This is a genomic window from Dyadobacter fermentans DSM 18053 (genome assembly GCF_000023125.1).
Classification (GTDB): domain Bacteria; phylum Bacteroidota; class Bacteroidia; order Cytophagales; family Spirosomataceae; genus Dyadobacter; species Dyadobacter fermentans.
Window position 1 is genome coordinate 3,981,535 of the sequence record NC_013037.1, and the last position, 20,966, is coordinate 4,002,500.

A 20,966-nucleotide genomic window follows, 5' to 3' on the forward strand; every position below is an offset into this window, starting at 1 on the left:
TTCTTAAATTGGGGGGCTCATTTCCATTATTATGATTCTGACCCCCCATTTAAGAATTATCTCCTGCGACGATACACTTTATGATGCTATCCGCATGGGAAACAATACATTAGCCCGCGTAATGGGCGTCAATGTCCCCAAGAAGTGGACCGAGTTCCGCGATACTTTCACCCCGTCTTACCACCGCTGGAAGGCCCACCCGCCGTTGCGCGACTGGTGGGTTTACCTGATTATACACGTGCCGGACAACATGCTCATCGGTTCCTGCGGCTACAAGGGCGAGCCCGATTCGAACGGGATGGTAGAGATTGGGTATGAGATCATTCCGTCATACCGCGAGAAAGGGCTAGGCACTGAAACGGCCAAAGGATTGCTCGATCACGCATTCGGGCACGCGTCCGTCAGAAAAGTGATCGCGCACACGCTGGCGGAGGAAAATGCTTCGGGGCACATTCTCGAAAAGCTGGGTTTTGCACAAACCGAAGACGTGAACGATCCCGACGAAGGGCTGCTGTGGCGCTGGGAAATCAGCCGCCGTTAAGCGCAATGCCAGCGTTTCGCGCAATTTCACAGGTTTTTCAGGTTGAAAATAAATTGGATTGGTTCGATATTTTTTTGGCTTAATTGATTACCTTAATTCGCAAATACTCGTTTATACCCTTTGCAATGTAAAATATGACTGCCCTATCAAAGGATACCTATCCATGGCTTGAAAACTATCCGGAAGGCATTCCCTATGAAATCAATCCGGATGCCTACTCGTCGCTGCTGGAAATGATGGAGGTGAGCTTCCGCGAAAATGCCGCCAAAACTGCCTATGCGAATATGGATAAGCAACTGACTTTCGGTCAGTTGGACGAACTTTCGCAGAACTTCGCGGCTTACCTGCAAAGCATCGGCATGAAACAGGGAGACCGCATTGCCCTGCAAATGCCCAACCTGCTGCAATATCCGGTGGTGATGATGGGCTCGCTTCGTGCCGGGCTTACGATTGTAAATACGAACCCGCTTTACACGCCACGCGAAATGCAGCACCAGTTCAAGGATTCAGGCGCGAAAGCGATCGTGATCCTCGCCAATTTTGCTGCAAACCTTGAAAAGGTCATTGCCAACACCAATATCGAACACGTGATCATCACCGAAATCGGCGATATGCTCGGCTTCCCTAAAAAGCTGATCGTAAATGCCGTGGTGAAGTATATCAAGAAAATGGTCCCGGCCTACCACCTGAAAAACACGGTGACGCTGGCGAATGCGCTATCGATCGGTTCGGGGGTTACCTATGAAAAACCCAACGTATCCGGCCTCGACCTCGCATTTATCCAATATACCGGCGGCACCACGGGCGTATCCAAGGGCGCTATGCTCACGCACCGGAACCTGATCGCCAACGTGGAGGGCATTAACGAATGGCTGATGTCCAAAATGCGGACATCGGAAACCACCGGCCAGCTCACGCTCATCGGGGCGCTGCCGCTTTACCACGTATTCGCGATGACAATCAACGGCTTATGCGGCATTAAATGGGGCGCATTGAATGTCCTGATCACCAATCCGAAGGATATTCCCGCATTTGTAAAAGAACTGAAAAAATACACTTTCCATATTTTCCCGGGACTGAACACGCTTTTCAACGGCCTGCTCAACAATCCGGAGTTTGCTTCCGTCGATTTCTCGAACCTCAGAATTACGATCGCGGGCGGAATGGCTTTGCAGAAAATCGTGGCTGAGCGCTGGGAGAAAGCCACGGGCTGCCCGTTGGTGGAAGGTTACGGCCTTTCCGAAACTTCCCCGGTACTCTCGGTGAATCCGCTGAATGGCAAACACAAGCAGGGTACCATCGGCTTGCCGTTCCCGAGCACTGAAATGCGCATCCTGAGCGAGGATAACAAATGGCTGCCGATCGGCGAACGCGGGGAGATCTGCGCGAAAGGCCCGCAGATTATGCTCGGCTACTACAACCGCCCCGACGAAACCGCCAAAGTGATCCTGGAAGACGAAAGCGGCCGCTGGTTCAAGACGGGCGACATCGGGATCGAAGACGCCGATGGATTTTTCAAGATTGTGGACCGGAAAAAGGATATGATCCTCGTTTCGGGTTTCAATGTTTATCCCAATGAAATCGAAGACGTGGTAGCGCAATGCCCCGGCGTGGCAGAAGTGGCTTGCGTGGGTATTCCCGACGAGAAATCGGGCGAGATGGTGAAAATTTTTGTGGTCAAAAAAGACCCGGAACTGACTGAGGAAAAGCTCAAAACCTACTGCAAGGAAAACCTGACGGGCTACAAATGTCCGCGCCGGATCGAGTTCCGGAAAGAGCTCCCCAAAACCAATGTAGGCAAGATACTCCGGCGCGCATTACGCGAGGAAGAAATGGCGAAAGTTAGCCAATAGGGCCGCAAACGGGCGAAGGTTTAGTATATTTAGGCAAACAAGTTCTCAACCTTGAATGCAAATCTATATGAATCTACACCGGAAAACTTTGGTATTACTACATGGTCATGGCATAGACGACACGATTTGGGACAGCCTCGATGCTGCGATAAATGACACTTACACGGTAGTGAGACCGAATATTTCGCTCTTCACATCCTGCCAGACCGTGGAGGAGTATGCCGATGAACTTCACCGTTTCCTGACCAACGCCAATATCCAGAAATGCACGCTGATCGGCCATTCGATGGGCGGCTACATTTCGCTGGCATTCGCCGAAAAATACATGGATATGCTCGAAGGCTTCGGGCTGTTCCATTCCACCGCCTACGCCGACGACGATTCCAAAAAGCACCAGCGCGGCCAGATGATCGACCTCCTGCGCAATTATGGCACTGAGTCGTTTATCAAAAATACAGCGTCCAATATGTTCGGCGAGCGCTACAAGGAGCTTTATCCCGAGCGTATCAAAGAACACATTGCCTATTTCAGCAAGCTTCCCGCCGAAGCGCTGATCGCCGGAATGAATGCGATGCGCCAGCGCCCCGACCGCACGTCGGTGCTGGCGGGCATGCCGTTTCCGGTATTGTTCATCATCGGTATGCAGGACAAGCTCATCCACTTCGAAAGCGTGATCGAGCTGGCCGAATACCCGAAAAAAGCTTACCCCTTGATCTTCGCCGAAGCCGGGCATATGGGCATGGTGGAGCGCCCCGACGCGACCGCCAGGATGATCAACTGGTACATGAGCAAAATTTAATTCAATAAATAGAGGAAATTATCATCAAAAACAGGCCGTTGTGCGTTAATTACCTTGTACCAATGGCCTGTTTCTCTTTTAGCTATGCAAAAATCTACCACCTCTGCCCTTCTCCGCAAATTATCCTTTCTCCTTATATGGAGCCTTCTCATTCTCAACTCGTGTAATGACGATACCAAACCGGTACCGCCGAAAGAGGAGAATATTTATCTGAAAGAAAGCTCGTCCATTGCCACGCTCAATAAACAGCAGGTGCTCCAAAAGGCCGGAACGCTGGCGGCCGTTGTGGCTCAGTATGTCAAGCATGATATTAAAGTTTATAAAATCACTTATAAGACCAAAAACACCGACGGCAGCGACATCACTGCCTCGGGCGCATTGATTTTGCCGGTTTCCACTGGGCCCGTGTCGATGATCAGCGTGCAGCATGGCACGATCTCCAATCCCGACGAAGCGCCATCCCTTTTCCGCGACGGCTCCGAAGGTTCCTCTTTCGGATCGCTTTTCGGGTCGATGGGCTACATTATCGCCTATCCCGATTACATTGGTTATGGCGAATCCAAAGACCTTCCGCACCCTTATGAGCACCGTGCGAGCCTGGCGTCGGCTTCGCTCGACATGCTGCGGGCGGCCAAAGAGTTTCTGAGAGGGCAAACAGACGTGAAATGGGATGAGAAGTTATATATCGCCGGATATTCAGAAGGCGGCTTCGCGACGATGTCGCTGCAACGGAAAATCGAGGAAGAAGCCTCGTCTGAATTTAATCTCCGCGCATCGAGCTGCGGGGCGGGTGCTTACGACAAAACGGCATTCATGAAGCACATCATTAATGTTAAAACTGATGGCGTGGCGGGCTACAACTCGCTTTACCTGTGGGTATTGCTGACATACGACCGCATTTACAAGTTGAATAAACCGGCCTCCTATTATTTTACCGAAAAATATGCTCCGCAAATCACGGCGTCGGGCAAAAATGCTTCCATTCCCGAAAGCTTCCACCTCGCGCTGAACGATTCGTTTAAAAAAGCATTGAACGACGGAACGGACAAAGCGTTTATCGACGCCATTGCCGATAACGATGTGTACGATTTCAAGCCTAAAACGCCTACACAGCTCTACCACGGCACCGATGATCCGCTCGTATTTTTCTTCAATTCCGAAAATGCCTACAACGCCATGCAGAAGCGGGGCGCGACCAATGTGGAGTTTATCAAGGTGAACAAAGGCACGCACAGCAGCTCTATTCTTCCGTTCCTGCTGGGTACACAGGCGTTTTTTGCCAATACTCTGTAAATATTCAGGTATATTTGTTTCCCATTAAATTAATAGGGTAAATATGCTTTTAACCATCACCTTTTCTGCAATTTCCTCTACCCGGGCATTCTTTACGTCCGTTCGATGTTGTTGATTTATTCCTGAAAAGAGCGCCGGGTTAGCCGGCAGGCTCCCACGTACCATTTTTGAATCACAACATCACGAATCTTCACCATGTCATCATTACTGGATCTGGTAGGCAATACACCCCTGGTAGAATTACAAAAAGTTAATCCCAATCCCAACGTCCGGATTTTCGGCAAGCTCGAAGGCAACAATCCCGGCGGCAGCGTGAAAGACCGCGCGGCGTACAGCATGATCAAAGGAGCGCTCGAACGTGGCGAAGTGAAGCCCGGCATCAAGCTCGTGGAAGCCACCAGCGGCAACACCGGCATCGCCCTCGCAATGATCGCCCGGCTTTTTGATCTCGACATTGAATTACTAATGCCGCAAAGCTCCACCCGCGAACGCGTGCTCACCATGGAGGCATTCGGCGCGAAAGTGGTCCTCACCGAAACCATGGAAAGCGCCCGTGACCTGGCCGAAGAAAAGGCCGCAAGCGGGGAATATTTCATGCTCAACCAATTTGCCAATCCCGACAACTGGAAGGCCCATTACCGAACCACCGGACCGGAAATTTACAATGGCACCGACCGGCAGATCACGCATTTCGTGTCATCGATGGGCACAACGGGCACGATAATGGGCGTATCGCGCTACCTGAAAGAGCAAAACAGCAACATCCAGATCGTCGGCTGCCAGCCCAACGACGGATCGAGCATCCCCGGCATCCGCAAATGGCCGGTGGAATATCTTCCAAAAATATTTGAAAAGGAACGCGTGGACCGCGTCATCGAAGTGTCGCAGCAGGATGCCACGCTTACTACCCGCAGGCTTGCGAATGAAGAGGCTATTTTTGCAGGAATGAGCAGCGGGGGCGCTGCCTGGGCCGCCATAGAGCTGGCGAAGGAATTGAAAGAAGGCGTGATCGTCTTCATCATCTGCGACCGCGGCGACCGTTATTTATCCAGCGAACTGTTTGGAGGGTAGACTTCGGCAGTCGGCTATCGGCTTTCGGCCGTCGGCTATCAGCATTCGGCTATCAGCATCGGCTACTGACTAAAAAAGCCGATAGCCGACTGCCGACAGCCGAAGTCCCTTAAAACCACCCCGATCCCAGGTTGCGGAATGGCCAGGGAATTGCTACCAGGATGATAATCAATGCCAGCGCGTAGAAATACAGCACGGTGCGGTGCTTGTCGGCGCCGCTCAGCTTCTTCGAACGCACCCTTCCTACGGTAATGAGCACGATCGCGATCAGCATCATGAACACGTGTTCGATGGAAAAGAAACGGAACACTTTCTCGCTGATCAGATCGAAGTTAACTTTGGGGCTCATGAAATACAGCACCAGCCCGATGAGCAGCTGTGTGTGGGTTGCGATGAGCGTGAAAAGATACAGCTTGCTATCCTCCTGGCTGCCTTGCTGCCATTTAGAATAGGCCGTAAAAATCGCTGCGATCAAAAGTCCTAACACCACATAACGGAGCCCCGAATGGGCGTGTAGAAGAATATTCATGATGATACTGGTTACGGTGAATAAGTATATGCCTGCAAATGTAACTCGCAAACAATAAATTTTAATAAAAATGGTCGTCTATAACATCACAGTCAACATCAGCTACCAGGCCGAAAAAGATTGGCTGCATTATATGAAGTCGGTGTACATCCCCGAAATCCTGGCCTCGGAATTGCCGCTGGAATGCAAGCTCCTGCGGCTCCTGACCGAGATCGAAAATGAGGGAAGCACCTATACTACTCAATTTAAATTTAGGACAATGGAGGACTTTCTGGCCTACCAGACGGACTTCCAGCCCGCTTTGCAGGAGCGCCATCACGAGCTTTTCAATGGCCAGTATGTTTCTTTCCGGACACTTCTTGAGGAAGCCTGAGCACGCTTTCCGGGTGCATTTTGTACAAATAAATGTACCTGAAAAACCGCGCTTATTTCTTGACATTAACTTAATATTTCCTTTTATTTAATCTACCGTTAAGGCCTATTTAGCCAGGAGATCAGCCCGGATAATTCAGGTTTTTTATAACTATCCGAAGATGAGTAAACCTCCGGCATAAATACAGCGAAGGCGGTTGGAAATATTGTTTTACAACTAAATGATGTGTGCTTATGAGACTGCAGATGCAAGCAATTCACTTTGATGCCGATCCCAAACTACTGACTTTCATTCAGCAAAAATTGGACAAACTGGATACGTTCTATGACCGGATCACCAGTGGAGAGGTATTCCTTAAGCTCGCCAAGAATGAAAATACCAAGTTACATACCAAACTCCTCGAAGTGAAACTATACGTGCCTGGCGGGACAGTGTTTGTGAAGGAGCAGGGTTCAACATTTGAAGAAGCAACGGACTTAGCAATAGATACCCTGAAAATGCAGGTTAAGAAGTTCAAAAACAAGCGTAACAATGCGAGGGCGCCAAAAGTAGCCGAAGGACTTCCCGAAGATGACGGGGTGGTTCTGCTGGCCGAAGATGTAGAAGAATAGGCCCCAGCCCGCACGAATAAAAGAAGCCGCCTACCGCCAGGCGGCTTCTTTTTGTATTTTTGAAGTTCATTCAAGTAACTCACCAGTTTATGCAAATAGAGCCAGTCGTCGATGCTACGTTCGACCATCTTTTTAAATTCACACAGGAGCAGGTGCAGGCATTTGCCGACCTGACCGGCGACAACAACCCCGTGCATCTCGACGCGGAATACGCCGCTACCACCCAATTCAAAAAACCGATCATTCACGGAATGCTGGGCATTACGGTGTTCACGAAAGTGCTCGGCACGCAGTTTCCGGGCTTCGGGTCCATTTACCTCAAACAAACGGTTGAATTCCTTCGCCCGATGTTTGTCGATACGGAATACCGCGCGGTATTCAAGATCGTGTCCATCAATCCCGCCAAACACATTGCCGAGATCTCGACCGAGATTTACGACGCCGCTACCAAAAAAGTGACCGTTCGCGGTGTGGCGACGATGATCAACGAAGAAAAGTTCTGAAAAAGGAAGAGCCCCGACGGTAATCCGCCGGGGCTCCAAAATCTTCCGTGTGCTTCGTTACTTTTCGCCTTCGTTCTTCTTGTTCTGAACTTCTGCACGAATATCCTGAGCCAACGTTTTAAGGTCCTGCATGCCTTTGCGAACGCGTGTACCGGCTGCCTGGTTACCCTTGTTATAGAACTTATCGAAATCGCCTTCCAGTGAAAGAATCAGTTCTTTTACTTCATCGAATCTTGCCATGTTTTCCTTGTTTTTTAGTTTTAAAAATGCCTCTCACACGCTAAAAACGCATGTTTTGACCGAAATTTAGTAATTAAAACCATTTAAGCAACCCAAAAAACAAAAAAAAACACTTCTATAATACAATTAAATCCACAAAACAATCTAACGCATTGTCTTTCAGATAGTTACATAAACGCACTTTTATTGCCCTATACGTAATAAAAAAGAGGGCTCTTCGAAAAAAGCCCTCTATCTGCGAAAAAACGCGGTTTTATAACTATTCTATGACCTCCTGTACGGCATCGCTTTGGTACACTCTGTTCTTGAGTTTTTCGGCGAGCGTTGTAAATGCATTCAGCGTGTATTCCACGTCTTCCAGCGTATGTGAGGCGGTCGGAATGATGCGCAGCATGATCTGACCCTTCGGCACCACCGGGTACACGACGATCGAGCAGAAGACACCCATATTCTCACGCAGGTCGCGCACCATGCGGGTTACTTCCGGAACGCCGCCTTCGCTATGCAAAAACACAGGCGTTACGGGCGATTCGGTTTCTCCGATGTTGAAGCCGCGGCTGCGAAGGCCATCCTGCATGGCTTTCACGTTCTCCCAAAGCTTCGCGCGCAGTTCCGGCATTTGCTTCACCATTTCCAGGCGTTTGCGGCAGCCCTCCACGTAAGGCATCGGAAGCGCCTTCGCGTAGGTTTGCGAGCGCATGTTGTATTTAAGGAACATAATGATCTCGGGATCATTCGAAGCGATGAATGCACCGATAGCGGCCATCGACTTCGCGAACGTCGAGAAGTACAGATCGATTTCGTCCTGCACACCGAGCAGCTCGCCTACACCGGCACCGGTTTCCCCCATTGTTCCAAATCCGTGGGCATCGTCCACCAGGAGACGGAAATTGTATTTCTTTTTCAGTTCTGCAATGGCTTTCAGGTCGCCTACCTTGCCCGACATTCCAAAAACGCCTTCGGTGATTACCAGCACGCCGCCGCCTTTTTCTTCTGCGAGTTTGGTGGCGCGGATCAGGTTCTTTTCAAGGCTGGCCATGTCGTTGTGGTTGAACTTGTAGTATTCGCCCAGCTTAGCTTTGTGCAGGCGGATACCGTCTATCAGACACGCGTGCGATTCGGCATCGTACACGATCACATCGCGATGGTCGCAAAGGCATTCGATCGCGGACATAACGCCCTGATAGCCGTAATTAAGGAGAAAAGCGTCTGTTTTACCGACAAACTGCGCCAGTTCCTTTTCAAAAGTTTCATGCAGCTCGGAATTCCCCGACATCATCCTGGCGCCCATTGGATAAGCGAGGCCCCATTTGGCGGCAGCATCGGCATCCGCTTTGCGAACTTCCGGATGGTTGGCCAGGCCCAGATAATTATTGAGACTCCAGTTCAGCACTTCCCGTCCCATAAACCTCATGCGCGGACCAAGTTCTCCTTCCAGCATCGGGAACGAAAAGTAGTGATGGCTGTTCAGCATTTTGGCCGGAGTTCCTATCGGACCTGAGTTGTTGCGCAATTTCTCGAAAATATCCACTCTCTCTTATTTTATGTGGGTAACTGATGATTTAAATGTTAGATAAATGCAAAAATAATCAATTTACCTTTAACACAAAAAGACCGTTGTCATTGCAACTTTTGGTAAGTTAGTAAAGTACAGGGATTAGCGCATTTACCCACGGCTTAAATCGGGCAGTTTCCCACCAAAAATAAATCCCGGCGTGTGCCGACGGCAAGCTTATAGCCCGGTGATATGTTTAAGCTTGCAACGGATTGAGTAGTGTGCTCCGGCTAAGATGCTTTTAAAACTAGAATCCACCATTCACTGTCATTTACATGCCTCAAATCAAAAAAATCCTCATCGCCAACCGCGGCGAGATTGCATTGCGCGTAATGCGGACAGCACGTGAAATGGACATCAGAACGGTGGCGGTGTTCAGCGAGGCGGATCGCACGTCGCCGCATGTGCGCTATGCCGACGAGGCCGTGTGCATCGGTGCGGCGCCTTCTTCGGAATCTTATCTGAACATCGACAAAATTTTGAAAGTGTGTGCGGAGCTGGGCGTCGATGCGATCCATCCCGGCTACGGGTTCCTTTCCGAGAATGCCGGGTTTGCGCAAAAAGTGAAGGATGCAGGACTGATCTTCATTGGTCCGTCGCCGGAATCCATAGAGGTGATGGGCAGCAAGCTGGCAGCCAAACATGCGGCTTCCAAATACAATATTCCCATGGTACCGGGCACGCCAGACGCGATCGATAACCGCGACGAGGCGAAACGCATAGCCAGCAGCATTGGCTACCCGGTCCTCATTAAAGCCAGCGCCGGCGGCGGCGGGAAGGGCATGCGTGTCGTCGAAAACGAGGCTGAATTTGACGAGCAGATGGACCGGGCCGTGAGCGAGGCGCAGGCGGCATTCGGCGACGGGTCCGTTTTTATCGAAAAATACATTACATCGCCCAAGCACGTCGAAATACAGGTTTTGGGCGACCAGCACGGCAATATCATCCATCTTTTCGAACGGGAATGCTCCGTTCAGCGGCGGCATCAGAAGGTGGTGGAAGAAGCGCCGTCTATTTCCATTACGCCGAAAATCCGGGAAGAAATGGGCCGGTGCGCCGTAGACGTGGCGCGGTCGTGCCATTACTATGGGGCCGGAACGGTGGAATTTATCATGGACGAGGACAAAAACTTTTATTTCCTCGAAATGAACACCCGCTTGCAGGTGGAACATCCGGTGACCGAAATGATTACCGGCGTGGATCTTGTCAGGGAAATGATCCTGATTGCCGAAGGGAAAGAGTTGACAATCAAGCAAGAAGAGCTGTCCATCCGCGGGCATGCCGTGGAAATAAGGGTGTATGCCGAAGATGCAACCAACCAATTTCTGCCGGACATCGGCCGGCTGCAAACGTACGTGAAGCCAGACGGCAATGGCGTGCGCGTGGACGATGGTTTTGAACAAGGCATGGAAATCCCGATTTACTACGACCCGATGATCGCCAAACTGATCACCTACGGCGAAGACCGCGAAACGGCGATCCGCAAAATGATCCGGGCGATCGACGAATACCAGATCACCGGCGTGCAAACCACCCTGCCTTTCTGCCGGTTCGTCATGCAGCATGAGGCGTTTGTGAATGGCAGCTTCGATACCAATTTTGTGGCCCGGCATTTCACTCCGGATATGTTAAGTACAAAAAGCGGTGATGAATCCGCAAGCCTCGCGGCGTTGATTTCCGCAACGCTCACCAACGCCTCGCCGGACGGCAAACCTGTTCAGAATGAGGTAGTGAATGCGAATGCGTCGAAATGGAGAGCGCGACGGTTCGCGGCGCATTAAAAGCGGCTGATTTATTGAAATTTTTTAAAAAAATTCCTACTTTTGCGCTCTTATTTTAGATAAGGACTGATTATACAAATTTTTGTCCAATTTGCAATCAGCTGCAAGTATTCCTTGTGCCAAATTTTCTTTCATAGGAGAATACTTTCTGATTAATAATGGTTATAATTCAGTTGCATTAAGTGCCGGAATCCGTCAGAAAAGCGGTATTTACCCTTTTACTGATATTATCTACGACCAAAGAAATTCACAGAATATCCAGCTATGAAGCTATCCGAATTTAAGTTTGATCTTCCCCAGAGTTTAATCGCACTTCATCCTTCCGACCGCGGCGAATCCCGCCTGATGGTCGTTCACCGGAAAACGGGAGAAATTGAACATAAAACATTTGCCGACGTTATCAATTATTTCGATGACGGCGATGTAATGGCAATTAACGACACGAAGGTATTCCCCGCCCGCTTGTACGGTCAAAAGGAGAAAACCGGTGCCAAAATCGAAGTTTTCCTGTTGCGCGAACTGAACCGCGAAATGCGGCTTTGGGACGTTCTGGTTGATCCGGCACGTAAAATCCGCGTGGGTAACAAGCTTTATTTCGGCGACAGCGACCTGGTAGCCGAGGTAATCGACAACACCACATCCCGCGGCCGCACGATCCGTTTCCTTTACGACGGTGACAACGACGCATTCATGAAACTCGTGGATGAACTGGGTGAAACCCCGCTTCCTCCCGAAATTATATCACGCCGCAAAGTAGAAAGCGCTGACCGCGAGCGTTTCCAGACGATCTTCGCCGAGCACGTAGGTGCCGTAGCCGCTCCTACTGCGGGTATGCACTTCACTAAGGCAATTATGAAACGCCTTGAAATCAAAGGTGTTAGCTTTGCGCCTGTTACATTGCACGTAGGCCTGGGCACGTTCCGTACCGTGGACGTGGAAGATCTGACCAAACACAAAACCGATTCGGAGAATTACCGCATTACACAAAGCACCGCCGAAGTGGTGAACAAAGCGATCGACGGCAAAAAACGCATTTGCGCCGTAGGAACGACTTCTTTGCGCGCAATCGAATCGTCGGTATCCGCAAGCGGCCATTTGAAACCGGTTGAAGGCTGGACGGACAAATTCGTGTTCCCTCCTTATGATTTCAAAATTGCCAATGCATTGCTATCGAATTTCCAACTGCCGGAATCAATCCTTTTGATGGCTGCATGTGCCTTCGGAGGTTTCGACCTGGTAATGAAAGCGTACGACATCGCGATTAAGGAGAAATATAAATTCTTCACGTACGGCGATGCTATGCTGATCATTTAATATACAACCCTGAAATCCAATGGTCATTTATGATCAGCGACACACGTCCTGAGCCGTAAATGGCCATTTTTTTTACACTAAATCCATGCAAGAATACGTCATTATCGTGGCCGGTGGGAGCGGAAGCCGCATGAAAAGCGATATCCCGAAGCAATTCCTGGCGGTAAATGGCACGCCGGTGCTCATGCATACGATCCGTGCATTCGCCGCATATTCGCCGAATCTGCGCATCATTGTGGTATTGCCATCGGAGCAGTTCGGCTTTTGGGAAGATTTATGTAAAAAACACAGCTTCGCTATCCCGCACCAACTTGTGGCTGGGGGCGAAACGCGCTTTCATTCGGTCAAAAACGGCTTGAATTGCATTGTGGAGGAAGAAGAATTCCTCCTGGCCGTTCACGATGGTGTAAGGCCGGTTATTTCGCGTGAGATCATCGCCGACAGCTTCCAAACCGCCGCCCTGCATGGCGCCGCTGTTGTGAGTGTGCCGCTCAAAGATTCCATCCGCATTGTAGGGCAGAATGAGGGAAATAAGGCTATGGATCGCACATTGTTCCGGCTGATCCAAACGCCGCAGACGTTCCGGTCGAGCTGGATGCGCGCCGCATTCGCCGCCGACTATCACCAGTCATTCACCGACTGCGCGAGCGTGCTCGAAGCCTGGGGCTACCATATCAGGCTGATCGACGGCGCTTACGAGAATATCAAGATCACGACGCCGGAAGATCTCCGCTGGGCGGAAATTTATCTCAAAGCCACTTCCTGAACCATTCGAAGGCCTCTTTCTGCATATCGGCGTCAAACTTATGGGGCCCGTCGTAGAAACTGGCTTTGTATTTATCTGACGCGCCTGCTTTTTTGAAAACCTCCGTCAGGATCGTGTCGGCCTGCTTCATTTCAGGAAGCGTGTACAGTTCGTCCTGGTTATTGTTCAAAACCAATGTCGGTAATGGAGCTCTTAGGCCCAGAATCTCTGGAAAATCGAGGTATTTGGGGAGCAACGGAGTGTACGTCATCCAGGTGTGGTTAAACGATCTGTTCAACACCAGGTCCTTCCAGGTAGTCATAAAACCGACACAAACGGCGCACTTAACCCTCGTATCGAGGCCGGCCAGGTACACCGTCCGCAGACCGCCGCCCGATAATCCGCCGCAGCCGAGGCGGTTCGCATCCACTTCTTTCCGGTCGGCGAGGATATCGAGCGCCACCTGATCTTCCGTCAGAAACACACCTGGCCAGGTAGTACCGGCCGAAAACAGCGATTTGGACATCACATGCTCGTGCTCCGACGACCATTCATTGTAAGCCCGGATGTTCTCGGCCTTTTCGGGGTCTGCGTCCGATTTGCCTTTGGTGCCCACCGCGCCCCAGTCCAGCCCTTGTGTATCTTCATAAAACACCCTGCGGCTGCCAAATGCATAGGTATCGTGCACCAACACCACGTGGCCCTGCTTCGCGATCTCGTTCGCCCAGGCTTTTCCGCCGTAGTCCTTGTCCTGATGTTCTTTCAACATCGGGTGTAGGTCGTCTGACGTTTTCACGATTTTCCTTAGCCCGAAATATTTCATACCTGCATGGTCGTGCAGCCCAAGAATGCCCGGCAACGGCTTGGTAACACCGGCCGGTTTGAGCAAAACTGCCTCGGTAGGCCGGCCGTAGGGCAGCTGCCATGAAAGTTCTTCTATTTCCAGCCCGTCATAAGTGTACTTCCGCTTAACGGTAACCTTTGGCAATGCAGGTTTGGCCGGAGCCGACACCAGTTCTTTCGTTTTTTCCAAAGCCTCTTTCCGCCAGGCATCGATATTCGTCCATTTCTTATTTCGAAAGGAAAGGGGAGGCTGCGCAGGAAGCAATGAGGCCGCCCAGGGGCCATAGGCGCCGATAAGGCTTTTTTCTGATGCCATAGAAAGAGATTGGATACGATCTGCATTAAAAACCGGCGCCGCAGCGGCTGCCGAAACGCCGCCAGCCATCGACAATGCAACCGTACCGGCAGTGTTTTTTAAAAAGGATCTTCTTGAAATATCATGCTGCGTCCGGTCCGCGTCGGTTTTCATAGGGCTAGACTTTTACAAATATTTTGTGACGGTATAAAAAGTAGAGAAACAGCCAAACCAGCACGAAACCACCCAATGCATTGTACACCTCATGCCAGTTTTCGGGCGCATGCTTGTAAATGCCCGCGAAAAGCAGCCGCGACGACTCGTTAAAATCCACAAAGCGCACCGCCAGATAAATGACAAGCGAGTTCAGCCCGATCACCCGGAAGAAGAACGCCCATTTCTGAAAACCTTTCACATCAATGATCCAGTAAAACAGCGCCAGCATCGCGAATGCCATTCCCGAAGTAAGCATGATGAATGAGCTGGACCACAGGTGTTTGTTAATCGGAAATGCAAAATTCCAGAGTATCCCGATCGAAATGCCTGTGGACGCAAATAACAAAAGCTTTCCAATTTTAGAATTCCCGCGGTTTTCTCTCAGCAGCACATCACCAGCCACCGTACCGAAAAGTGTAAGGCATAATGCCGGAAATTGCGTAAGCAATGCCAATTCATCATAAGTGCCCTGCTTCAAAATGCCAGGCATAAAATTGCGGTCAATCCAGCCGACCAGATTTCCTTCGAATGTGAGATCTCCGGAGCCGAAGCCAGGCACAGGCACCAATATCAAGGTCAGATAATAAGCGACGAGAATGCCCACGCCGATGTACAAACGCTGGTTCGTTCCGAACTTCATGTACAGAATCGCCGAAATGAACGTGGCAAGCCCGATTCGCCCGAGCACGCTTCCATAGCGAATGTGCGCGGGATCGAAAATGTCCATCGGCGCATTCTTATCGAGTATGCCGAGCGCGATCAGGATCAGCATTCGTTTGAACACCTTATTTCGGATCACCGATGGCGGAATGCCTTTCGCTAATCCACCCGTGACGCTGAATGCCAGCGAAGTACCGGCTAAAAACAGGAACAGGGGAAATATAAAATCATAAAAAGTAAAGCCATTCCATGCGGGATGTTCAAACTGCGCCGCCACGGCGTCGATAAACGAAATGCCCGTTTTACCGCCAAGCGTGGCAATAAACTGCCCGCCGCCCGCGATCATCAGCATATCGAATCCTCGCAACGCATCGATCGACGCGAGCCGCCCGGGGGAGCTGGACGGCCTTACTTCCTTTTTAACGACAACAGACGGTGCTTCCATAGGTTTAGGATAACTATTTGGAATAGAAGGTGCTGTACTACGGATTTTTACCCGTAGCCGGCATCCTTATTTGCGAGCGCCGGGATCTTGTCCGGCCACTTCTGTTTCTGTCAGCAGCCGTGCAGAAGCTTTATCGAGGAAAAAGGTGCAGTCCGGGTGAAGCTGCAAAATGCTAGCCGGGAATGCATTACTTACCTCGTTTTCGAGGCTATTCCGCACGGCCACTGCCTTCCGTTCATCAGGAACCGAGCAAATGACGTGCGCCGACTTCATAATCTGCCTTACCGACATGCTGATGGCCTGCAACGGCACTTCTTCCAGCGATCCGAACCAACCTTCGCCCATTTGTTGCAGGCGGCAGGGCTCGTCGAGGTTCACAACCAGGTAAGGCGACTCTGTATTGAAATCCGCCGGCGGATCATTGAACGCGAGGTGCCCGTTTTCACCGATGCCCACCAATGCGACGTCGACCGGATGCTCGCTGATTTGGTCAGCCAGGTATTGCAGTTCTTTTTCCAGATCACCTTCTCCGTTGATCAGGTAAGAAGCGCGCAACGGCGGCACGCGGGACAGGAATCGCTCAGCCAGATATTTGCGGAAGCTGGCCGGATGCGTAACCGGCAGGCCGATATACTCATCCAAATGGAACATAGTCACCTTCGACCAGTCGATGTCCTTCTCTTCGATTAATTGGTTCAATGTTTCGAACTGGCTGGTGCCAGTGGCGAGGATCACATTCGCAAATCCCTGACTCGCTATCGTATCCCTGATGATCATAGCCGCGTAAGCGCCTGCACTTTGTCCCAGCTCCTCTTTTGTCTCCGAAATAATAACTTTCATGCTCTTTTATGATTTAACCTCCGTATTACCGCCCTCTTTCAATGCAATGTCGACGGGCTTATTTTTCTTCCAGGAACCGTTTGTGAAGTCGGGAATATCAATTGAATTGGACCTGTTCGCGACGGACCACTCTGTGAGCGGCGAGATCACGCTCCATGACGCGGCGTCGTATACGTCCTGATCGAGCGGCAGCCCATTCCGCAGACAGTCGATCAGCCGCCAGTCCATCATGAAATCCATCCCGCCGTGGCCGCCGACCTTTTTGGCCAGCTCACCCACCTTCTTCACGATTTCCGGCTGGTATTGCTGTTCGAGCTTCTTGTATTCTTCGGGCTTAATCCATTCATGCCCGCTCGAAATACGGCCTTGCGTGCCGTCTTCCGGCAACGGGTATTTCTGCGCAGCCGCTTTGGTGCCGCTGATCAAATGCAACCGCGAATAGGGCCGCGGCGTCGAAACGTCGTGTTGCAGCATAATCGTTTTGCCCTTATTCGTTTTGATCGTGGTCGTGTTCATATTACCCCGGTACGACTTCCCCGCAAACCGCTTGAAATCGGCATCCTTGGCCGCCAGCTCATTCGCCTTCGCTTGCAGCATGTAGTCATTGCTGCTCATCGACACCAGGTAATCCATTTTATCACCCCTATTAATATCGAGCACCTGAGCTACCGGCCCAAGTCCATGCATCGGATACAGGTTTCCATTCCGCTGGTTTTCCTTCAAGCGCCAGAGGTCAAACCGCTTGTCTTTTTGAAATAATGATTCGAAAATATCATGGATGTAGGCGCCTTCCACGTGCACAATCTCCCCGAAAAAGCCTTGGCGGGACATATTTAGGGTGAGTAGTTCAAAAAAGTCGTAGCAGCAGTTTTCGAGCATCATGCAATGCTTCTTGGTGCGTTCGGATGTTTCAACGAGCTTCCAGCAATCTTCCACGGTCGTTGCGGCTGGAATCTCCGTTGCCACATGCTTGCCGTGCTCCATCGCGTACAACGCCATCGGCGTATGCAGGTTCCACGGGGTGCAAATGTAGATCAGGTCGATGTCGTCGCGCTCGCAAAGCTTCTTCCACGCATCGGGCGAACCTGAGTAAGCGTCGGGCGAATGCCCCGCATCGGTCAGCATTTTCTTTGCATTGTTGGCTTTATCCGGCAAAATATCTGCAACACCCTTTACCTGCACGTTTTTAAGGTGTACAATGCGTTTGATGGCCCCGCCGCCGCGATTACCCATGCCGATGTAGCCTATACGCACAACGTCGATCTTGGGGGCTGCAAAGCCGCTCATATTGAAAATCTGTTTGCGGTCGCGCGGCACAACGAGGCCCGGCGTATCCGCGATGGCGGCATTGGCACCGGCCATTCCGAGCGTGCCCAGCCCGGCTATTTTTAAAAAATCCCGCTTTTTCATAGGCATTGGGTCAGTATACAATCCAAAAAAACATTTGCAATCGTACAATTTTACAATGTTTTATAGCGGCATTCCAGATATTTACTTTAAATAGTAGCGAGAACGTTATCGAAACCAGAATATCATTCCCTGCCTGGCGGGGGTTAGTATAATGACAAAAAGAATAACCACGATTAAAGACATTGCCAAAGCACTCGGTATATCGGTTGCGACCGTCTCGCGCGCGATGCGGGACACGTACGATGTAAGCGCCGAAACGCGTAAACTGGTGCTCGATACCGCGGCGAAAATGAATTACCGGCCCAATTTCAATGCAACGGGGCTGGTCAGAAGCGGCACACACAAAATCGCGGTGATCATTCCGGCGATCACCAACTACTATTTTTCAACAGTGATCACGGGTATTCAGGAATATGCGTTGGAGCAGAACTACCAGGTCATGTTGTATCTGACCAACGATTCGGCCTATTGGGAGAATAAAGTGGTACGTGAACTCTCGCTGAGCAGCGTCGACGGCCTGCTGGCGTGCATCACTTATGAAACGACCGATTTCAGTCATTTTGAAGAGCTGGTTGAAGCGGACATACCCCTGGTTTTTTTCGATCGCGTGCCCGAGTCCGTTACAACGTCGGTAGTCGTTCAGGACGATTATACGGGCGCCTGCATGGCTACCGAGCATCTTATTTCACAGGGCTATTCCAAAATAGCCCACCTCGCCGGCCCCTGCGGCCTGGACCTGACCCAGCAACGACTGCAAGGATACCTAGACACTTTGAAAAAGCACAATCTCGAATCCTTCGGCGTCATCCATTCGGGTTTCAGCGATGAAAACGGCCGTCAGGATGTGGAAGAACTATTTAAAAACGAACACCAGCCCGACGCCCTGTTTTCTGTCAACGACCGCAAAGGGATCGGCGCCATTCTCTGGCTGCGCGAGCATGATATCCGGGTAGGCGAAGAAGTAGGTGTAATAGGTTTCACAAACGACCCAACGTCCAGGATCATATCCCCGTCACTATCCACAATCGCCGAACCCGCCTACGAAATCGGCCGAAAAAGCTGCGAAGTCCTCATTAAACACATTCAGAAACAAAGTTATCCAACGCAGAAAATATCGCTGCCCACGGAATTGATCGTGCGTGAATCTACGAGCAGAGGCGGCAAACCGACGTGAGTGCTTATCGAGTCTTGAACGGCAGATGGCCAAAACGCAAAAAAGCATCCCTTATGAGGATGCTTTTGCTTTTAATAATTGTGGCGACTACCTACTTTACCAGGTTTGATCCAAGTATCATCGGCGGAACTGGGCTTAACTTCTCTGTTCGGGATGGGAAGAGGTGAACACCAGTCCAATAGTCACCAACAAGCTCTTTGAGTTATCAATGAACCAGTCATTGATTTTCATGTCATATTGGAAGTAGAAGAGATGAAGGATAAAGATTAAATGTGCAAGCTGTTGGGTAATTAGTACTGCTCAGCTGAGTGTATTTCGACACGTGTACCTGCAGCCTATCAACGTCGTAGTCTACAACGACCCTTATGTGGAAGATTCATCTTCGGGCTAGTTTCGCACTTAGATGCTTTCAGCGCTTATCTATTCCCCACATAGCTACCCGGCCATGCTACTGGCGTAACAACCGGCTCACCAGCGGTGGGTCCAACCCGGTCCTCTCGTACTAAGGTCAGCCCCCGTCAATCTTCCTACGCCCACCACAGATAGGGACCGAACTGTCTCACGACGTTCTGAACCCAGCTCGCGTGCCACTTTAATCGGCGAACAGCCGAACCCTTGGGACCTTCTCCAGCCCCAGGATGTGACGAGCCGACATCGAGGTGCCAAACCTCCCCGTCGATGTGAGCTCTTGGGGGAGATCAGCCTGTTATCCCCGGCGTACCTTTTATCCTTTGAGCGATGGCCCTTCCATACAGAACCACCGGATCACTATACCCTGGTTTCCCACCTGCTCGACCCGTCGGTCTCGCAGTCAAGCCTGCTTGTACTATTGCACTCCACACACGGTTACCAAGCGTGTTGAGCAGACCTTTGGAAGCCTCCGTTACACTTTTGGAGGCGACCACCCCAGTCAAACTACCCACCATGCACGGTCCTTGACGCAGTCAAGTTAGATCCCAGGCCAGCGAAGGGTGGTATTTCAACGTTGGCTCCTGAACGCCTGGCGACGCCCAATCACAGCCTCCCACCTATCCTACACATCCCTGACCCGAAAACAATGCAAAGCTATAGTAAAGGTGCACGGGGTCTTTCCGTCCCGTGGCGGGTAAGCGGCATCTTCACCGCTACTACAATTTCACCGAGCTCACGGCCGAGACAGTGCCCAGATCGTTACACCATTCGTGCAGGTCGGAACTTACCCGACAAGGAATTTCGCTACCTTAGGACCGTTATAGTTACGGCCGCCGTTTACTGGGGCTTCGATTCAATGCTTCCCTTGCGGTAACATCCCCTCTTAACCTTCCAGCACCGGGCAGGTGTCAGGCCCTATACGTCATCTTTCGATTTGGCAGAGCCCTGTGTTTTTGCTAAACAGTCGCCTGGGCCATTTCTCTGCGGCCTCTCTTGCGAGGAGGCTCCCCTTCTCCCGAAGTTACAGGGTTAATTTGCCGAGTTCCTTAGCCGTGATTCACTCGAGCACCTTAGAATATTCTTCTCGACTACCTGTGTCGGTTTACGGTACGGGCTGCATACAGCTGGAGTTTCAAAAGCTTTTCTTGGAAGCGTCTTCGATGGTTCGCATCGCCCGTAGGCTCCGCTCAACGCACTATTCCGTCAGTACGTACCACCCACGTCGCTCCGTCACTTTTTCACACTGCATGCAGGGGCAGGAATATTAACCTGCTGTCCATCGGGGGTCGCCTGTCGGCTATCCCTTAGGCCCCGCCTAACCCTCCGTTGATTAGCATAGCGGAGGAATCCTTAGTCTTTCGGTGTGCGGATTTCTCATCCGCATTATCGTTACTTATGCCTACATTTGCTTTTCTCACCAGTCCAGCACAGCTCACGCTGCACCTTCGCCCCTGTGAGAATGCT

Annotated in this window: 19 protein-coding genes and 2 rRNA genes (1 of these 21 running past the window's edge); 12 read left to right on the forward strand and 9 right to left on the reverse strand. The window is 50.9% G+C overall.

The window, feature by feature from the left end:
- The first annotated feature begins 31 nt into the window (after nucleotides 1-31).
- From DFER_RS16070 to cysM, 5 genes are all read left to right on the forward strand, one after another.
- Nucleotides 32-541 carry a GNAT family N-acetyltransferase gene (locus DFER_RS16070; protein WP_015812705.1) on the forward strand — a complete coding sequence of 170 codons (510 nt, stop codon included), beginning with the start codon at nucleotides 32-34 and terminating at the stop codon, nucleotides 539-541.
- A gap of 134 nt (nucleotides 542-675) precedes the next feature.
- A complete protein-coding gene (locus DFER_RS16075; RefSeq protein ID WP_015812706.1) occupies nucleotides 676-2,394 on the forward strand; it encodes an AMP-binding protein in 1,719 nt (572 codons plus the stop codon).
- 88 nt (nucleotides 2,395-2,482) lie between these two features.
- A complete protein-coding gene (locus DFER_RS16080) occupies nucleotides 2,483-3,193 on the forward strand; it encodes an alpha/beta fold hydrolase (RefSeq protein ID WP_229206021.1) in 711 nt (236 codons plus the stop codon).
- 84 nt (nucleotides 3,194-3,277) lie between these two features.
- Entirely contained in the window at nucleotides 3,278-4,486 is a 1,209-nt protein-coding gene (locus DFER_RS16085; protein WP_015812708.1) for an alpha/beta hydrolase family protein, read from the forward strand.
- 195 nt (nucleotides 4,487-4,681) lie between these two features.
- The gene (cysM, locus tag DFER_RS16090; RefSeq protein ID WP_015812709.1) at nucleotides 4,682-5,557 is read left to right on the forward strand and encodes a cysteine synthase CysM; all 876 of its coding nucleotides are present in this window, start codon (nucleotides 4,682-4,684) and stop codon (nucleotides 5,555-5,557) included.
- A gap of 109 nt (nucleotides 5,558-5,666) precedes the next feature.
- Here the strand turns inward: cysM and DFER_RS16095 are convergent, their stop codons facing one another.
- Nucleotides 5,667-6,086, reverse strand: coding sequence for a hypothetical protein (locus tag DFER_RS16095; protein ID WP_015812710.1), 420 nt, complete (start codon nucleotides 6,084-6,086; stop codon nucleotides 5,667-5,669).
- 70 nt (nucleotides 6,087-6,156) lie between these two features.
- Between DFER_RS16095 and DFER_RS16100 the strand changes: the two genes are divergently transcribed.
- From DFER_RS16100 to DFER_RS16110, 3 genes are all read left to right on the forward strand, one after another.
- A complete protein-coding gene (locus DFER_RS16100) occupies nucleotides 6,157-6,459 on the forward strand; it encodes a DUF4286 family protein (protein ID WP_015812711.1) in 303 nt (100 codons plus the stop codon).
- A gap of 233 nt (nucleotides 6,460-6,692) precedes the next feature.
- Nucleotides 6,693-7,070: a ribosome hibernation-promoting factor, HPF/YfiA family gene (gene hpf, locus DFER_RS16105; protein ID WP_015812712.1), complete on the forward strand. Its 378-nt coding sequence runs from the start codon at nucleotides 6,693-6,695 to the stop codon at nucleotides 7,068-7,070.
- Nucleotides 7,071-7,159: 89 nt separating this feature from the next.
- Entirely contained in the window at nucleotides 7,160-7,573 is a 414-nt protein-coding gene (locus DFER_RS16110; RefSeq protein ID WP_015812713.1) for a MaoC family dehydratase, read from the forward strand.
- A 57-nt stretch (nucleotides 7,574-7,630) separates the two neighbouring features.
- On the opposite strand, the gene DFER_RS16115 is transcribed toward DFER_RS16110, so the two are convergent.
- Together DFER_RS16115 and DFER_RS16120 are read right to left on the reverse strand one after the other, a co-directional pair.
- Entirely contained in the window at nucleotides 7,631-7,813 is a 183-nt protein-coding gene (locus tag DFER_RS16115) for a BF3379 family histone-like protein (RefSeq protein ID WP_015812714.1), read from the reverse strand.
- Nucleotides 7,814-8,072: 259 nt separating this feature from the next.
- Nucleotides 8,073-9,344: an aminotransferase class I/II-fold pyridoxal phosphate-dependent enzyme gene (locus DFER_RS16120; RefSeq protein WP_041735206.1), complete on the reverse strand. Its 1,272-nt coding sequence runs from the start codon at nucleotides 9,342-9,344 to the stop codon at nucleotides 8,073-8,075.
- Nucleotides 9,345-9,643: 299 nt separating this feature from the next.
- On the opposite strand from DFER_RS16120, the gene accC reads away from it, so the two are divergent.
- The 3 genes from accC (at nucleotide 9,644) to DFER_RS16135 (ending at nucleotide 13,229) form a co-directional block, all read left to right on the forward strand.
- Complete coding sequence (gene accC, locus DFER_RS16125) at nucleotides 9,644-11,149, forward strand: acetyl-CoA carboxylase biotin carboxylase subunit (RefSeq protein WP_015812716.1); 1,506 nt, start codon at nucleotides 9,644-9,646, stop codon at nucleotides 11,147-11,149.
- Between the two features lie 264 nt (nucleotides 11,150-11,413).
- Nucleotides 11,414-12,463 (forward strand): tRNA preQ1(34) S-adenosylmethionine ribosyltransferase-isomerase QueA, encoded by a 1,050-nt coding sequence (gene queA / locus DFER_RS16130; protein ID WP_015812717.1) that lies wholly within the window; start codon nucleotides 11,414-11,416, stop codon nucleotides 12,461-12,463.
- Between the two features lie 85 nt (nucleotides 12,464-12,548).
- Entirely contained in the window at nucleotides 12,549-13,229 is a 681-nt protein-coding gene (locus tag DFER_RS16135) for a 2-C-methyl-D-erythritol 4-phosphate cytidylyltransferase (RefSeq protein ID WP_015812718.1), read from the forward strand.
- Here the strand turns inward: DFER_RS16135 and DFER_RS16140 are convergent.
- The 4 genes from DFER_RS16140 to DFER_RS16155 all read right to left on the reverse strand — a co-directional run bounded on the left by DFER_RS16140 (nucleotide 13,213) and on the right by DFER_RS16155 (nucleotide 17,917).
- Nucleotides 13,213-14,520 carry a dienelactone hydrolase family protein gene (locus DFER_RS16140; RefSeq protein WP_015812719.1) on the reverse strand — a complete coding sequence of 436 codons (1,308 nt, stop codon included), beginning with the start codon at nucleotides 14,518-14,520 and terminating at the stop codon, nucleotides 13,213-13,215. The genes DFER_RS16135 and DFER_RS16140 overlap by 17 nt on opposite strands.
- A gap of 4 nt (nucleotides 14,521-14,524) precedes the next feature.
- Complete coding sequence (locus DFER_RS16145) at nucleotides 14,525-15,667, reverse strand: acyltransferase family protein (protein ID WP_015812720.1); 1,143 nt, start codon at nucleotides 15,665-15,667, stop codon at nucleotides 14,525-14,527.
- A 66-nt stretch (nucleotides 15,668-15,733) separates the two neighbouring features.
- Complete coding sequence (locus DFER_RS16150; protein ID WP_015812721.1) at nucleotides 15,734-16,507, reverse strand: glucosamine-6-phosphate deaminase; 774 nt, start codon at nucleotides 16,505-16,507, stop codon at nucleotides 15,734-15,736.
- A 6-nt stretch (nucleotides 16,508-16,513) separates the two neighbouring features.
- Nucleotides 16,514-17,917 carry a Gfo/Idh/MocA family protein gene (locus DFER_RS16155; protein ID WP_015812722.1) on the reverse strand — a complete coding sequence of 468 codons (1,404 nt, stop codon included), beginning with the start codon at nucleotides 17,915-17,917 and terminating at the stop codon, nucleotides 16,514-16,516.
- Nucleotides 17,918-18,068: 151 nt separating this feature from the next.
- Here DFER_RS16155 and DFER_RS16160 point away from each other — a divergent pair, with 151 nt between their 5' ends.
- On the forward strand, nucleotides 18,069-19,091 hold the full coding sequence (locus DFER_RS16160; RefSeq protein WP_015812723.1) for a LacI family DNA-binding transcriptional regulator: 1,023 nt from the start codon (nucleotides 18,069-18,071) through the stop codon (nucleotides 19,089-19,091).
- Between the two features lie 78 nt (nucleotides 19,092-19,169).
- On the opposite strand, the gene rrf is transcribed toward DFER_RS16160, so the two are convergent.
- Both rrf and DFER_RS16170 read right to left on the reverse strand, forming a co-directional pair.
- A 5S ribosomal RNA gene (gene rrf / locus DFER_RS16165) occupies nucleotides 19,170-19,281 on the reverse strand.
- A gap of 80 nt (nucleotides 19,282-19,361) precedes the next feature.
- A 23S ribosomal RNA gene (locus tag DFER_RS16170) occupies nucleotides 19,362-20,966 on the reverse strand (it continues 1,213 nt past the right edge of the window).